The following is a 14,822-nucleotide window of genomic DNA, read 5'->3' as shown; positions in this document are numbered from 1 at the left end:
TGTCAGCGCGCCCGTTCGACGTCGCGCGCGAGGGCCTCGATCCACCACAGCCCCGCCAGCCCGCACGCCAGACCACCGCCGAGACAGCCCAGGCCCACCGGGGTGCTGAGCAGGAACGCCCACGGATCCGAACCGGCACCGCTGCCCAGCACAAGAGCGACGAGGGGCAGACCAGCGACCAGACGAGCGGTCGCGCGTGCCGAGGCGAGCTCACCGCTGACGACCCGTCGCGTCTGCTCCGCCTCTCGCAGGTGCTGCGCGACCCGGCCCAGAGTGTCGGCCAGTCCATGACCGGTGCGATGGGCGACCTGCCAGGCCGCAGCGACCACGCACAGGTCTCCGGCACCGGGAAGGGAGGCCAGGTCACGCAGGGCCTGCGGCACGTCACCACCGCCGGCAGCCGTACGGCCCACAGCCGCCAGAGCCGGCCATTCATCGGCCGCACGTCCGATGGCCGCGCTCGGCGTCTGCCCTGCGGCGAGCTCGGCCTGCACCGCGGCGCACATCTCGACGACCTGCACGCGGACGCGCACCGCTGCTCTCTCGTGGCGGTTGCGCACGACGAGGCGGCCGACAACGACCAGCACCGCAGCACCGATCCCGCCGATCACCAGCAGCCGCGGTTCGCCGGCCAGCAGCCAGACGGCCCCCGCGAGGCCGATCACCACGACGCCGTACGACGTTGTGGAGCGCCGCCCTCTCTGCGCGACGCCCGAGCCTGCGGGTGTCAGCAGCCCGCCGCCCGCCCCGGCGAGCAGGCAGGCGAGGGCGGCCCAGCCGGTCACCCGTGCCGCCGGGCCTCGATGAGGTCGAGGAGCCGCCCTGCCGCTGGGCCCGCGACGAGCGTGCCGGCCCGGTCGATCCGCGTCGCCGTCACCGTGTGGGCCAGCCCGCCCATCTCACGCTCGAGGATCGCGACCTCGCTGAGCCGGCGCTGACCGTCGCGGTCACGACTCATGTGGAGCACGACGTCCAGCGCCGAACCGAGCTGGCTGTGCGCCGCTTCGCGCCCGAGCCCTGCGGCCAGAGCCAGCGCCTCGATACGCGACGGGAGGTCGCGTGCGGAGTTGGCGTGCAGGGTGCCGCACCCGCCTTCGTGGCCGGTGTTCATCGCCGCCAGCAGGTCGACGACGGCGCCGTCGCGAACCTCGCCGACCACGAGTCGGTCGGGCCGCATCCGCAGCGCCTGCCGCACCAGGTCGCGAAGGACGACCGCGCCGACGCCCTCAAGGTTGGCAGTCCGTGCCTCGAGGCCGACGACGTGAGGGTGAGCCGGTCGCAGCTCGGTGGCGTCCTCGACGATGACGATCCGCTCCCCCGGGTCGACCTCACCGAGCATCGCGGACAACAAGGTCGTCTTGCCGCTGCCCGTGCCTCCGGTGATCAGGAAGGCGAGCCGCGCGCCGACGACGAGGCGGACCAGCTCGAGCAACTCCGCGGTGAGAGTGCCGGCCTCCTTCAGCTCGGTCAGGGCGAACCCACCGTTCCTCGGCACGCGCAGCGAGATCGCCGTGCCCGGCCGAGCGATCGGCGCCAGCACCGCGTGACAACGGGTGCCGTCGGGCAGCCGTACGTCGGCGCAGGGCGCGGCGTCGTCGAGCCGCCTGCCGCCTGTGGCGATGAGCCGCTGGGCGAGGCGCCGGGTCGCCTCCTCCGACTCGAGCCTGACACCGGACGCTTCGAGTCCCGCGCCCCGGTCGAGGTAGACCTCGCCAGCGCCGTTGACGAGCACGTCGGTCACGCCGGGGAGCCGGAGCAGTGGGTCGAGCGGGCCGGCGCCGACGACGTCGCGGCGGAGGACCTCGTAGACCGCGAGCACGGTCGCATCACCCACGGGTCTGCCAGCGCCCCGCAGAGCCTCGGCCACGCGGTGCGGCGTCAGGTCGCCCGGTGAGCGTGCCAAACGACTGCGCACTTCCTCGGCCAAGGGCGTCACCTCGTCATGGAGGTCCCGGACCGTCATGCGGCCTGCACCTGCACCGACCCGAGGACCGCCGTGACAGCTCGCCCGAGCGGGCCGCGCTCCGTCGGCAGTGGCCCGAGACCCAGGTCGAGCGACTCGTCGAGACGCGGTTGGTCCCGCATCTGCGCAAGCACCGGCACCTTCACCACGGAGACGACGTCAGCCACGGCGACGCTCTCACCGCGGATCACCAGGCCGAGCCCCGGGTGTCGCTCGAACCGCCCCCGCATGCGCACGGCGGCGCTGACGCCGAGCACGCTGCCGATCGTGACGACGACCAGCTGGTCGCACCGGGCAGCCAGCTCGTCGATCAACCGGCCGGGCGACCGCGGGAGGTCGATGACGACGGTCTCGTGCCCTCGGCGCGCGGCGGACAGGGCCTCGCGGACGGCGAACGCCTGGAGCGACGGGGCAGTCGTGCCGGCGTACCACGACAGGACGCCGAGCCCGCCCGCCTTCGGCAACGCGTCGCGGAGCGCGCGGGCGCTGAGCCGGCCCGTGGTCTGGCATAGCGCGTCCCAGCGGAAGCCTTCGGTGCGCTCGAGGCCGAGCATCCGGTCGAGCCCCGGCCCCTGCGGATCGCAGTCGATCACGATCGCCGGCCCGGTGCGCGCCGCCGCCTGTCCGAGGGCACACGCGAAGGTCGTCGCGCCCGCGCCGCCGGATCCACCGACGACACCGATCACCCGACCCCGAGCCACGCACTGCTCGGTGACGTCGGCGAGGAGCTCGACCAGCCAGGCCCCGGACGTGCCGACCTCGACGACCTGCTCGGCGCCGAGCTGGAGCGCGGTACGGAAGAGCTGGTCGGGCGCCCGATCCGCCGTCAGCACGTAGACGTGCGGCCGACGCCCCGGCGCGAGTGCGGCGACCGCGTCGGCCAGGTCGGCGCCGATCAGTACGGCCGGCGCGCGGCCCCATGCGGACAACGCGGCGAGCGGCTCACGCGCCATCACGGGGGTGACGTCGGCGGCCGCTGCGAGGGCAAGGAGGTCACCGATCAAGCGCTCGTCGGCGGTGACGAAGAGCGGTGGGGGCGCTGTGGTGCTGCTGACGGGTTCGGGACTGGTGGGCATGCGCCAACGGTGGCGCCCGGACGCCGTACGACGGGGCGGGGCGTCGGCAACCTGTGGACGACACCGCGGCGCGCTCGCCTTGTGGACGGAAAGCGGCCCCTACGATGAAGGAATGGGCCCGGAGGCGGCGTTCTTCGACCTCGACAAGACGATCATCGCCAAGTCGAGCGCTCTGGCGTTCAGCAAGCCGTTCGCCGCTGGCGGCCTCATCTCCCGACGCGCGGTGCTGAAGTCGGCCTACGCACAGTTCGTCTTCCTCGTCGGTGGCGCTGACCACGACCAGATGGAGAAGCTGCGGCACTTCATGTCGCAGCTCGTCGCTGGCTGGGACGTCGCCACGGTGAAGGAGATCGTCGCCGACACGTTGCACAACGTCGTCGACCCGCTCGTCTACGACGAGGCGGTCCAGCTGATCGAGGAGCACCACCTCGCCGGTCGCGACGTCGTCATCGTCTCCTCCTCGGGCACCGACGTGGTCGAGCCGATCGGCGCGATGCTCGGCGCCGACCGGGTGGTCGCGTCGCGCCTCAAGATCGAGGACGGCAAGTACACCGGCGAGATCGACTACTACGCCTACGCGGAGGAGAAGGCCAACGCGATCCGGGCTCTCGCCGAGGAGCGCGGCTACGACCTCGCCGCCTGCTACGCCTACAGCGACTCCTCCACCGACATCCCCATGCTGGAGGCGGTCGGTTTCCCGCACGCGGTCAACCCCGACAAGGAGCTGCGCAAGGCAGCCGCCGCACGCGCGTGGCCGGTGCTCAACTTCAACAAACCGGTCGCCCTGCGCAGCCGGATGCCGCAGGCGAAGCCGACGCTCGCGGCCCTCGCGGTGGGCGGCGTCGTGGCCGTCGGAGTGGGCGTTTGGGTCGGCGTGAAGCGCCGCAACCTCAGCGCGTAAGCCCCAGCGGAACAACGGGGCCGACAACCCCCCAGCGTGGTCCGGACACCCCGAAAAGACAACCCTTGAAGGTGCGGGTCAAGCGGCGTACAAAGGGACCAACAACTCCAGATCAACACATTGACCCAGGTACCCACGCGGCGATCCACCCTTCCTAATTGGGCGCTCGTCACCGGGAAATGCTCGGGACGGCATACAGGTGCACGCTTGGTAGCCACGGGTTCATGTGTCAGCGGTGGCACCCGAGAGACCTTTGTGACTCGGGTGCCACCTGCACTTTTGCCGGTGCCCGCGCGCGGAGCGCGCAGGCACCGTTGCAAAAGTGGGTCGAGTGCGCCCACGGCTGAGCTTGCGAAGCCGTGAAGGCGCGTATCGAGACCTGGTGACGTGCCCGCTGACGGCGAGCGCGGACAGCTGCGGCGTCTCGATACGCCCTCGCGCTAGCGCGCTCGGGCTACTCGACGAACCAGGGCGCGGCCTACTCCGCAGCGCGGACGAGCGGGCTGGCCTCGGCCGCGGCGGCGTAGGCCTCGGCGGCGTAGAGCAGCCAAGCGTGGATGCCGGAGGTCGTGCCGCTGGCGTAGCCCCGGAGGTTGGACTCGTACTCGGCACGGAGAGCCAGGTGGGCGGCCTCGGGGACGACGAGGGACTTCTCGTCGACTCCCTTCGCCGCGAGGAGCAGCCGCTCAGCGGCACGAGCGACGACGCCGTTGTGCGAGGCGAAGGGCGCGTTGACGAAGAGTTCCGCGTGGACGATGGCGGCGACCGCGAGGGCGGGCGCCTCGGTCGGGGCGGTCACGATGTCGGCGATGGTGCGCAGCACGCCCGCGGACTCGGGATCGCGCGGCCGGCCGAGGCGGTCGGCCGGGACGGAGCCGTGGCCGGCCAGGGCGTGGAGTCGCGCGAAGGCCTGGAGGGGCGTGCGTCGTACGACGGGGATCAGCGCCAGCAGCTCGGTCGACACCCGCACCGCGTCGGCAGCGATCTCGTCGCCCGCACCCTCGCGCACCTCGGTGAGCGAGGCGGCCGACCCCTCGAGCACCGCGCTCGCGTGAGCGCCGCGGAGGAGGGACTCGGCGGTCATCTCCGGAGAAGTACGGCGAAGACCCCGGTCCCGCAGCACGGCGTCGATGCCGTCCCGGGCGCCCGCGAACGCCGACGGGACGCCCTCGAGCGACACCAACCATGCCAAGGGGTCCGCGCTCACCGGAAGAACGTTACCGAGCAAGTAGGTTGGCCCTTGATGGCACCCGAGGAAAACACCCAGTCCGGCGCAGGACCCGATCCCGCGCTCTGTTTCGGCAGCGTGGTCGACGCCTACGAGCGCGGCCGGCCGGGCTACCCGATCGACGCGGTGCGCTGGCTGACCGGCGACGAGCCGCTGTCGATCCTCGAGCTCGGTGCCGGCACCGGCAAGCTGACCCGCGAGCTGGTGGCCCTGGGCCACGACGTGCACGCGACCGACCCCGACCCGGCGATGCTCGACATCTTGGCCCGCAACTACGCGGTCACCCGGATCTCCCAGTCCACGGCCGAAGAGATCCCGGTGCCCGACAGCACGTTCGACATCGTGATCGCCGCGCAGGCCTACCACTGGTTCGACCACGAGCGGGCGCTCCCTGAGATCGCCCGGGTCCTCAAGCGCGGCGGTTCGCTGAGCCTGGTCTGGAACACCCGCGACGAGCGGATCCCGTGGGTCAAGCGCCTCGGCCGCGTGATCGGCAGCCAGGAGCAGGGGTCAGCCCCCGGCGACGAGCTCGAGTCCTCGCCCTACTTCGGGCCGACCGAGCACGAGTCCTACAAGCACTGGCAGGTCGTCAACCGCGAGTCCGTCCAGGACCTGGTGCTCTCCCGCTCCAACATCGCAACCCTCCCCGCGGAGGGCCGCGAGGCCAAGCTCCGCGAGGTGCTGGCGTTCTACGACGACTTCGGTCGCGGCATGGACGGCATGCAGCTGCCCTACGTGACGCAGTGCTACCGCGCGGTGGTCGGGATCAAGCCTCAGTCAGCGCCCAAGCCGGGCGTGGAGACGGCCGCGACCGCAGGGTCGCCGTACGTCGGAGAGGACACCGTCCCCGTCTCGCTCTCCGACGCAGCCGAGATGTCGGACTTCGTCGAGCCGATCGAGCCGCCGACCGACGACGACTCCGGGATGCTCCTCATCGACTTCCGCTGACGCGAGCCCCCGCGCGTCACAAGAGGAATGGTTGGTTTCTCGGGGAATTCCCAACCAAAACCCTTGTGAGGCGGCGGATCAGGCTGCCCGGGAGAGCATCCGGGTGACGCGCTGGCAGACCAGGTCGACGACGCGGGGGTGGGCGCCGATCACGTCGGTGACGACGGTGGCACCGGCGGCGGTGGCTTCGTCGCGGGCGCGGTCGGCGAAGTGACCGGGGGCGAGGAGGTACGCCGACATGGCATCCCCGGGACGGACCACATCGGCCAGCCGGGGACCGAGGCCGGACAGGGTCGCGAGCCGGACCGGGGCTCCCCACAGGTCACCGAGCAGGCGGGCGGCGCCCCTGAGATCGGCGGTCGCCTTGGGATCGGTCGACCCGGCAGCAACCATCACGACCGGCTGACCGGAGGTCGCGCCGGCCTCGACGAGTCGGTCGACCTGGGCAGCAGCGAGGAGCGGGTCGGGGCCGAGCGGACCGCCGAGGGCGACCGAGCGGCGGGCGGCGGCGACGGCCGTCGGCAGGTCGGAACGCACGTGGAAGCCGGTCGACAGCAGCAGCGGTACGACGACGGCGTCGTCGCGGAGGTCGGTCATCACGTCGGCGAAGAGCGGCGCGCACAGCTCGACGTACGACGACTGCGCCGTCATGCCGAGCCGGGTTGCGGCCTCGGCCGTGATCTCGGCGGCGATGCGGTTGCCGTCGGGGTTGCGGGTGCCGTGGGCGACCGTGACCAGCACCGTCATGACGACACGGCCAGTCGGTAGCCGCGCTTGACGACGGTCTGGATGCACCGGGTGCCGAGCGAGGCGCGCAGCCGGGCGACCGCCATCTCGACGGCGTGCTCCGAACCGGCGGTGCCGGACGGCAGCGCCATCAGCAGGTCACGGCGGGAGACCACGGTGCCGGGGTTGACGAGCAGCGCCTGGAGGACGGCGTAGGGAGCGGGCGACAGCTTCACGTGGACCCCGTCGAGCAGCACGTCGTCACCGTGCAGCAGCAGGGTGTGGCCGGCGACCTCGAGCGAGGTCCCGCCCGCGCGGGAGGGCAGCTCGATCTCGAGCTGCTTGATCATCGCGGCGAGGCGCGACCGCTCCGGGTAGATCGACGGGACGCCCCACATCTCGAAGGCTGCAGCGGTGACCGGCCCGACGCACGCGGCGATCACGTCGGCCTGGAAGGCACTGACGAGGTCGTCGCGGTGACCCGCGGTCGCGGCCGCTTCCATCATCGCGGCGATGGCGGGCGCGGCAGTGAAGGTGACGGCGTCGATCTGGCCGTCGACGACGGCCTCGACCAGGCCGAACATCGGCTCGAGGTCGTCGGCGGGGTCGACGCGGTAGATGGCGACGGTGGTGACGTCAGCGCCGACGCGGCGCAGCGCGTGGGCGGCCATCGACAGCGACTGGCCGTGCTCCTGCACGACGATCCGCAGGCCGGTGAGGTCGCGTCCGCGCAGGTGGGCAAGGACGTCCTCGAACTCCTCCGACTCCGGCGACCACAGCTCACGCAGGCCGAAGCGACGCAGGGCACCGACGCTCTTCGGGCCGCGGGCGAGGATCTCTGCCGTGCTGAGGTGAGCGACGAGCTGCTCCTGCAGGCCCCACCGCTCGGCGGCCGTCAGCCACGACTTCATGCCGATGCCGGTGGTCGCGAGGAAGATGTCGACCGGCTGCGCGAGGACGTCCTTGGTCGCCGCGAGCAGTGCCTCCTCGTCGATCCGATTGGGGTCGACCGACAGCGCCGGGGCGTGCACGACCTCGGCACCGCGTCGCTCGAGCAGCGCGATCTGCTCCTCGGCTCGCCGGGCCGCGGTCACGCCGATGCGGAATCCGGCGAGCGGACGGTCCCCCACCGGCTCCTCCTCCACGCTCACGAGCGCCGGGGCCCCACTTCCACGAGCCCGTCGACCACCCGCACGTCGTATGTCGTGACAACGACGCTCGCGTCGTCGAGACACCGGCCCGTCCGGAGGTCGAACGCCTGCTTGAACATCGGACTGGCCACGAACGGGACGTCTTCGTCGTCCACCAGCTTGGTGCCGACGATCCCGCGCGAGAGGACCGATGCCTTCGAGAAAGGATCGTAGTTGGAAAGGGCGTAGACCTCGTCATCGAACGTGCGGAAGACGGCGACCGCCTCGCCGCCGACGAGGGCGGTCACGCCACCCTCGGGCTCGATCTGGTCGAGCCGGCAGACGGTCTCGAACGTCGTCTCGGTGGTGACCGTCATCAGGGAGCTCCTACCGGGATCGTCGTACCGAGCGAGACCGGGCCGTCGGTGATGTCGGCCTGGATCTGGCCGCGCTCCTCGCGGAACGTGATGTTGGGGTCGGGCGTGCCGGGGGCGTTGACGAAGGAGACGAAGCGGGCCATCTTCTCCGGGTCCTCGATGGTGGCCTTCCACTCGTCGAAGTAGGACTCGACGTGGCGGTCCATCGCCGCCTCGAGCTCCGCACCCAGGCCGAGCGCGTCGTCGACGACGATCTCCCGGATCCGGTCCAGGCCGCCGTCGACCGAGTCCATCCAGTACGACGTCCGCTGCAGCCGGTCGGCTGTGCGGATGTAGTACATGAGGAACCGGTCGAGGTACTTGATCAGGGTTTCCTTGTCGAGGTCACCGGCGAGCAGCTGGGCGTGGGCCGGGATGGCGCCGCCGTTGCCGCAGACGTAGAGGTTCCAGCCCTTCTCCGTCGCGATGATGCCGAAGTCCTTCGACCGGGCCTCTGCACACTCGCGGGCGCAGCCGGAGACACCGCCCTTGAGCTTGTGCGGCGAGCGCAGGCCCCGGTAGCGGAGCTCGAGCTCGATGGCGAGGCCGACCGAGTCCTGCACGCCGTAGCGGCACCAGGTCGAGCCGACGCACGACTTCACCGTGCGCAGTGACTTGCCGTAGGCGTGGCCGGACTCCATGCCGGCGTCGACGAGGCGCTTCCAGATGGCCGGCAGGTCCTCCATGCGGGCACCGAACAGGTCGATCCGCTGGCCACCCGTGATCTTGGTGTAGAGCCCGAACTCCTGGGCCACCTGGCCGATGACGATGAGCTTGTCGGGCGTGATCTCACCACCGGGGATCCGCGGCACGACCGAGTAGGTGCCGTTCTTCTGCAGGTTGCCGAGGTAGGCGTCGTTGGTGTCCTGCAGCTGCCGGTTGCCCGGCTCCAGCACGTGCTGGTTGAGCAGGCTGGCCAGGATCGACGCGACGGCCGGCTTGCAGATGTCGCAGCCACGGCCCGACCCGTGGGCCTCGATGATGTCGTCGAAGCGCGTGTAGCCGTGGACCGCGACGACGTCGAAGAGCTCCTGGCGGGTCATCTTGAAGTGCTGGCAGAGGGACTTGTCGACCTCCTTGCCGGTGGCCGTGAAGTAGTCCTCGACGATCTTCTTGACGACCGTCTTGCAGGAGCCGCAGGTCGAACCGGCGCGGGTGTGCGCGGTGACGCAGGCCGCGTCGACGCACGGCGAGCCGTCGTTGAGGGTCGACTCGTCGGAGACGGCCGCCTTGATCTCGGCCTTGGTGACGTCGTTGCAGGAGCAGACCTGCATCTCGTCGGGCAGTTCGATGTCGAGGCCGCCACCGCGCGAGGCCGGGAGGATCAGCTCCTCGGGGTTCTCGGGCAGCTCCATCCCGGAGGCCACCATCGGCCGCAGGATGCCGTAGGCCGCGGCGTCACCGACGAGGACACCACCGAGGAGGCGCTTGCCGTCCTCGCTGATCACCAGCTTCTTGTAGACGCCCGAAACGGCGTCCTGGTAGGTCAGCTCGAGCGCACCCTCGGTCGCACCGTGGGCGTCACCGAACGACGCGACGTCGACACCGAGCAGCTTGAGCTTGGTGGACATGTCGGCACCGGTGAACTCGCCCTCGCCACCCAGCAGGCGGTCGACGACGATCTCGGCCATGTCGTAGCCGGGCGCGACCAGGCCGTACATCATCCCGCGGACCGCGGCACACTCGCCGATGGCCCAGATGTGCTCGTCGGAGGACTGCAGCGACTCGTCGACGAGGACGCCGCCGCGCTCGGCGACGTCGAGGTCGGCGGCCCGGGCGAGGGCGTCACGCGGCCGGATGCCCGCGGAGAAGACGACGATGTCGACCTCGAGCGGGTTGCGGTCCTTGAGCGCGAGCCGGTCGACGCGACCCTTCTTGTCGCCGAGGATCGCCTCGGTCATCGCGCCGGTGTGCACGGTCAGGCCGAGCTTGTTGATGTGCTGGCTGAGCGTCTTGCCACCCATGTCGTCGATCTGCACGGCCATCAGGCGCGGCGCGAGCTCGACGACGTGGGTCTCCATGCCGAGCTGGTGCAGCGCGTTGGCCGCCTCCAGACCGAGGAGGCCACCACCGATGACGGCGCCGACCTTGCCCTTCTTCGACGCCTCACGGATCGCCTCGAGGTCCTCGATGGTGCGGTAGACGAAGACGTTGTCGAGGTCGGCACCCGGCACCGGCGGCACGAACGGCGCCGCACCGGTCGCGAGGACGAGCTCGTCGTAGTGCAGGTCCTCACCGTTGGCGAGCGTCACGATCCGCTGGCGCGGGGAGATCGCCACGACCTCGGTGTCGAGGCGCAGCGAGACCCGCGGGTCGTCGTACTTGCCGGACGGGAGGAAGCTCAGCGCCTGCGCGCCCACCTCGAAGTACGACGTCAGCGCCACGCGGTCGTAGGCCGGACGCGGCTCCTCGCCGACGACGGTGATGTCGAAGGTCTCGGTGAGACCGCGCGAGATCGCGGACTCCACGAACCGGTGGCCCACCATGCCGTGGCCGACCACGACGAGCTGCTTGCGAAGGTGAGTTGCCATCACTTGATTCCTTCCGGGGTGAGGCTTGACCGCTCCGCCAGAAGCTGGCGAACGGCCGAGGAGCAGCCACCACATCCGGTGGTGGCGCGAGTCGTCTCGCGGGCATCGTCGAAGGACGTGCACGCACGGATGGCGCCGGCCGTGACCCCGGCGCAGTTGCAGACCTCCGCGTCGTCGGGGAGCTGCACGGGCTTGGCGGAGCGCTCGACGAGGAGCAGGTCGCCCGGCTCGGTCGGGCCGAGCACGGTCTGCCGGTCGTAGTGCTGGGTGATGAGGCCGATCCGGTTGAGGTCGCCGACCAGCGCGCCGGCGACGATGCGGCCGTCGCGGATCACGAGCTTGCGGTGCGACCCCCGCACCGGGTTGGACATCTCCACCACGTCGCCGCCCTTGAGCACCTCGCCCTCCGGGTCGCCGAGCACGGCGACGTCGAGGTCGGTGGCGCGGAGGCGGGCCACGATGCGGCTGCCGTCGTATTTCACCGACTCGTCGCAGAGGATGCCGGCGAGGACGCCCGCCTGCTCCCACGCGGGCGGCACGAAGCCGGTCACCCGGCCGTCGTGCTCGACGCAGTCGCCGAGGGCGTAGATGTCGGGATCGGTCACGCTCGCGAGCCGGTCATCGACGACGAGGCCGCGGCGGACGTCGAGCCCAGCCCGACGGGCCAGCGCGGTCGACGGCTTGCCGCCGGCGGTGAGGATGACCAGGTCGGTGTCGAGCGTGAAGCCGTTGTCGAGGCGCAGCGCGACCCGGCCGGGGTTGGTCGGCAGCGGGTCGAGGACCTTGACCGTGCCCGCCAGGCTCGGAGCGTCGGAGGTGTCGGTGAGCTTGATGGCGCGGGCGCCGGTGTAGACCGAGACGCCCAGCTTCTTCATGTCCCGAGCCAGGATCTTGCCGGCCGCCTCGCCGATCTGCTGGCTGAGCAGGTGGTCGGCACCCTCGACGATCTCGGTGTCGATGCCGCGGGCGCCGAGCGCACGGGCGACCTGCAGACCGAGGAGGCCACCGCCGACGACGACCGCGCGGCGGTTGACCAGCTCACCGTCGGCGTCGGTCGCGGACACGGCCTCGAGCAGGCGCTCACAGTCGTTGAGGGACCGGAAGGCGTGCACCGACTCGTGCAGCGAGCCGTCCATCCGCACCAGCCCACGGATCGGCGGGAGCGTGGGGATGCTGCCCGTGGCGAGCACCAGGGCGTCGTACTCGATGATCGTGCCGTCGACGAGCATGACGTCCTTGAGGTCGCGCTCGACCTCGAGCACGCGGGCGCCGAGGCGCAGGTCGATGCCGTGCTCGGCGTACCACTCCTCGCAGCGCAGCGTCAGCGCCTCCGGGCGGTGGGTGCCCTCGAGCAGCGCCGACAGCAGGATCCGGTTGTACGGCGCGTTCGGCTCGTCGCCCAGCACCGTGATCTGCATCGTGTCGGTCGCGCGGCGCGCGACGAGCTCCTCGACGAGCCGGGTCGCCGCCATGCCGTTGCCGACGATCACGAGCCGCCGAGGCGCGGAATCGGGACGGCTCGAGGTCATGTGACTACGAAACGGCGACGAGGTTTCGCGTCGCGATCCCCCGGCTGCCCCCTGATGTCAACAGTTCCTCACACCCTCACAGACCCTCGTGAGAACGGGTGTGACGTGGCCGACACGCACCGTCGGATCGCCAAGAAATGCGGGCGCGACGGGAACCAGGATCGACACCTCGAGCAACCAACATCGCCACTTCGTGGGCGCAAGTTCGACACTTCGCGGGGAGTTAGGCGGTGACCTCGGCGGCGCAGACCTTGAACTCGGGCATCCGGCTCGAGGGGTCGAGGGCGTCGTTGGTGAGGCGGTTGGCGCCGACCCAGTGGAAGGGGATGAAGACGGTGTCGGGGCGGATCGTGGTGACGACCTTGGCCGGCGCCTTCATCTCACCGCGGCGGGTGCGGACCATGACCGGGTCGCCGTCGTGGGCGCCGATCCGGTTGGCGAGCATCGGGTGGAGCTCGACGAAGGGACCGTCGTCGGGGAGCGACTTCACGCGGCGGGTCTGGGCGCCGGACTGGTACTGCGCGAGCACCCGGCCCGTGGTGAGGTGCAGCGGGAAGGTCGCGTCGGGCTGCTCGGCGGCACCGACGTGCTCGACCACGAGGAACCGGGCCTTGCCGTCGGGAGTCGCGAAGGAGTCGGCGAACATCCGCGGGGTGCCCGGGTGGATGGTGCCGTCGGGCTGGGTCGGGCACGGCCAGAACACGCCGTGCTCCGCGCGGATCCGGTCGTAGGTGATGCCGCTGTAGTCGGCCTTGCCGCCGGCCGAGGCGCGGCCGAGCTCGGCGAAGATCTCCTCGACGTCGGTGCCGAAGGGCACCGGCGAACCGAGCCGGTCGGCAAGACCGGCGATCACGTCGAGGTCGCTGCGCACACCCGCGGGCGGGGTGGTGGCCTGCTCGCGCAGGATCACCCGGCCCTCGAGGTTGGTCATGGTGCCGGACTCCTCGGCCCACTGCGTGACCGGGAGTACGACGTCGGCGAACGCCGCGGTCTCCGACATCACCATGTCGCAGACCACGAGCAGGTCGAGCGACTCGAGGCGCGCGGTGATGTGGGTGGCGCGGGGCGCGGAGACGACGATGTTGGAACCGAAGACGAGCAGCGCCCTCGGGCCACCGCCTCCCCCGGATTCAGCGCTGCCCAGGGACTCCAGCAACTCGTAGGCCGACTTGCCCTTGCCGGGCAGCGACTCGGGGGTGACACCCCAGACCTTCGCGACGTGCTCACGCGCGGCCGGGTCGTCGATCATCCGGTAGCCGGGGAGCTGGTCGGCCTTCTGGCCGTGCTCGCGGCCGCCCTGGCCGTTGCCCTGACCCGTGAGGCAGCCGTAGCCGGCGTTGTCCTTGCCGGGGAGGCCGAGTGCGAGGGCGACGTTGATCCAGCCGAGCACGGTGGCCGTGCCCTGGCTGTGCTGCTCGGCGCCCCGGGCGGTGAGGATGACGACCTTCTCGTTGGTCGTCATCAGCTCGACGAGCTGGCGCAGCTCGTCGGTGTGGATGCCGGTGACCCGCTCGACCCGCTCGGGCCACCACGAGGCGACCGAGCGGCGCACCTTGTCGAAGCCGGTGGTGCGGGCGGCGACGTAGTCCTCGTCGACGGCGCCGGCGGCGTCGATCAGGTGCAGCGCACCGAGGGCGAGCGCGAGGTCGGTGCCGGGGACCGGCTGGAGGAACAGGTCGGCGCGATCAGCGGTGGGCGTCTTGCGCGGGTCGACGGCGACGACCTTGCCACCCCGCTCGCGAAGGCGGTCGAGGTGCCGCGCGGCCGGCGGCATCGTCTCCGCCATGTTGGAGCCGACCAGGACCACGACGTCGGCCTGCTCGATGTCGGCCAGGGGGAAGGGCAGGCCGCGATCGATGCCAAACGCCTGGTTGCCGGCGCTCGCCGCCGACGACATGCACCACCGGCCGTTGTAGTCGATCTGGCTGGTGCGCAGAGCGACCCGAGCGAACTTGCCGAGCTGGTAGGCCTTCTCGTTGGTGAGGCCGCCGCCGCCGAAGATCGCGACGGCGTCGGCACCGTGGGCGCCCTGCAGGTCCTGGATCTTCGTGGCGATGAGGTCGAGGGCCTCGTCCCAATCGGCCGCGCGCAGCTCGCCGGTCGCGCGGTCGCGGATCATCGGGGAGGTGAGCCGCTCGCGGTGGCCGCGGAGCTCCGCAGCCGTCCAGCCCTTGCGGCACAGGCCGCCTTCGTTGACCGGGAACTCCGCCCAGGGCAGCACCTCGAGCGCCGTACGCCCCTGCTTCTGGAGAGTCATCCCGCACTGCAGGCTGCAGTAGGGGCAGTGGGTCCGCGTCACGCGCTCGCCCCCGGTCTCGGTCATGGGTCCATTGCAGTCGGCCGGGGTTTCGCGTCGGGATCGGGAGCCTGGACC

12 protein-coding genes are annotated in these 14,822 nt (G+C 71.2%); 2 read left to right on the top strand and 10 right to left on the bottom strand.

The window, feature by feature from the left end:
- Window positions 1-2: 2 nt before the first annotated feature.
- Genes F0U44_RS07775 through ssd form a run of 3 tightly spaced genes read right to left on the bottom strand, consistent with a single transcriptional unit; the run spans window position 3 to window position 3,039 of the window.
- Window positions 3-785, bottom strand: a complete 783-nt coding sequence (locus F0U44_RS07775) for a type II secretion system F family protein (protein WP_149727729.1) — start codon at window positions 783-785, stop codon at window positions 3-5.
- Entirely contained in the window at window positions 782-1,963 is a 1,182-nt protein-coding gene (locus F0U44_RS07770) for a TadA family conjugal transfer-associated ATPase (protein ID WP_149727728.1), read from the bottom strand. The genes F0U44_RS07775 and F0U44_RS07770 overlap by 4 nt, the downstream gene beginning before the upstream one ends.
- The gene (gene ssd / locus F0U44_RS07765) at window positions 1,960-3,039 is read right to left on the bottom strand and encodes a septum site-determining protein Ssd (RefSeq protein WP_149727727.1); all 1,080 of its coding nucleotides are present in this window, start codon (window positions 3,037-3,039) and stop codon (window positions 1,960-1,962) included. Before ssd ends, F0U44_RS07770 begins: the two co-directional genes overlap by 4 nt.
- Before the next feature lie 112 nt (window positions 3,040-3,151).
- On the opposite strand from ssd, the gene F0U44_RS07760 reads away from it, so the two are divergent.
- The gene (locus tag F0U44_RS07760; RefSeq protein ID WP_149727726.1) at window positions 3,152-3,940 is read left to right on the top strand and encodes an HAD family hydrolase; all 789 of its coding nucleotides are present in this window, start codon (window positions 3,152-3,154) and stop codon (window positions 3,938-3,940) included.
- 478 nt (window positions 3,941-4,418) lie between these two features.
- Here F0U44_RS07760 and F0U44_RS07755 read toward each other — a convergent pair whose 3' ends face one another.
- Window positions 4,419-5,147, bottom strand: coding sequence for a Fic family protein (locus tag F0U44_RS07755; RefSeq protein WP_149727725.1), 729 nt, complete (start codon window positions 5,145-5,147; stop codon window positions 4,419-4,421).
- Between the two features lie 36 nt (window positions 5,148-5,183).
- Here F0U44_RS07755 and F0U44_RS07750 point away from each other — a divergent pair, with 36 nt between their 5' ends.
- Window positions 5,184-6,116 carry a class I SAM-dependent methyltransferase gene (locus F0U44_RS07750; protein WP_149727724.1) on the top strand — a complete coding sequence of 311 codons (933 nt, stop codon included), beginning with the start codon at window positions 5,184-5,186 and terminating at the stop codon, window positions 6,114-6,116.
- Window positions 6,117-6,194: 78 nt separating this feature from the next.
- Here F0U44_RS07750 and F0U44_RS07745 read toward each other — a convergent pair whose 3' ends face one another.
- The 6 genes from F0U44_RS07745 to F0U44_RS07720 form a co-directional block, all read right to left on the bottom strand.
- Window positions 6,195-6,863, bottom strand: coding sequence for a sirohydrochlorin chelatase (locus tag F0U44_RS07745; protein WP_149727723.1), 669 nt, complete (start codon window positions 6,861-6,863; stop codon window positions 6,195-6,197).
- On the bottom strand, window positions 6,860-7,972 hold the full coding sequence (locus tag F0U44_RS07740; RefSeq protein WP_149727722.1) for a uroporphyrinogen-III synthase: 1,113 nt from the start codon (window positions 7,970-7,972) through the stop codon (window positions 6,860-6,862). The genes F0U44_RS07745 and F0U44_RS07740 overlap by 4 nt, the downstream gene beginning before the upstream one ends.
- Before the next feature lie 17 nt (window positions 7,973-7,989).
- Window positions 7,990-8,349: a nitrite reductase small subunit NirD gene (gene nirD, locus F0U44_RS07735; RefSeq protein ID WP_149727721.1), complete on the bottom strand. Its 360-nt coding sequence runs from the start codon at window positions 8,347-8,349 to the stop codon at window positions 7,990-7,992.
- The gene (nirB, locus tag F0U44_RS07730) at window positions 8,349-10,919 is read right to left on the bottom strand and encodes a nitrite reductase large subunit NirB (protein ID WP_149727720.1); all 2,571 of its coding nucleotides are present in this window, start codon (window positions 10,917-10,919) and stop codon (window positions 8,349-8,351) included. The genes nirD and nirB overlap by 1 nt, the downstream gene beginning before the upstream one ends.
- On the bottom strand, window positions 10,919-12,448 hold the full coding sequence (locus F0U44_RS07725; protein ID WP_149727719.1) for an FAD-dependent oxidoreductase: 1,530 nt from the start codon (window positions 12,446-12,448) through the stop codon (window positions 10,919-10,921). The genes nirB and F0U44_RS07725 overlap by 1 nt, the downstream gene beginning before the upstream one ends.
- Before the next feature lie 223 nt (window positions 12,449-12,671).
- Window positions 12,672-14,771, bottom strand: a complete 2,100-nt coding sequence (locus F0U44_RS07720; RefSeq protein WP_149727718.1) for a molybdopterin oxidoreductase family protein — start codon at window positions 14,769-14,771, stop codon at window positions 12,672-12,674.
- Window positions 14,772-14,822: the final 51 nt, after the last annotated feature.

This window comes from Nocardioides humilatus, assembly GCF_008373755.1.
In the GTDB taxonomy this organism is placed as follows: domain Bacteria; phylum Actinomycetota; class Actinomycetes; order Propionibacteriales; family Nocardioidaceae; genus Nocardioides; species Nocardioides humilatus.
The sequence above is the reverse complement of the archived record's forward strand: the minus strand, read 5'-3'. Positions and strand labels throughout refer to the sequence as shown.

Coding starts and splice junctions, on each gene's coding strand:
- nirD (WP_149727721.1), bottom strand. CDS start 8,349: ATGACGGTCACCACCGAGACGACGTTCGAGACCGTCTGCCGGCTCGAC.
- nirB (WP_149727720.1), bottom strand. CDS start 10,919: ATGGCAACTCACCTTCGCAAGCAGCTCGTCGTGGTCGGCCACGGCATG.
- F0U44_RS07750 (WP_149727724.1), top strand. CDS start 5,184: ATGGCACCCGAGGAAAACACCCAGTCCGGCGCAGGACCCGATCCCGCG.
- F0U44_RS07720 (WP_149727718.1), bottom strand. CDS start 14,771: ATGACCGAGACCGGGGGCGAGCGCGTGACGCGGACCCACTGCCCCTAC.
- F0U44_RS07725 (WP_149727719.1), bottom strand. CDS start 12,448: ATGACCTCGAGCCGTCCCGATTCCGCGCCTCGGCGGCTCGTGATCGTC.
- F0U44_RS07770 (WP_149727728.1), bottom strand. CDS start 1,963: ATGACGGTCCGGGACCTCCATGACGAGGTGACGCCCTTGGCCGAGGAA.
- ssd (WP_149727727.1), bottom strand. CDS start 3,039: ATGCCCACCAGTCCCGAACCCGTCAGCAGCACCACAGCGCCCCCACCG.
- F0U44_RS07760 (WP_149727726.1), top strand. CDS start 3,152: ATGGGCCCGGAGGCGGCGTTCTTCGACCTCGACAAGACGATCATCGCC.
- F0U44_RS07745 (WP_149727723.1), bottom strand. CDS start 6,863: ATGACGGTGCTGGTCACGGTCGCCCACGGCACCCGCAACCCCGACGGC.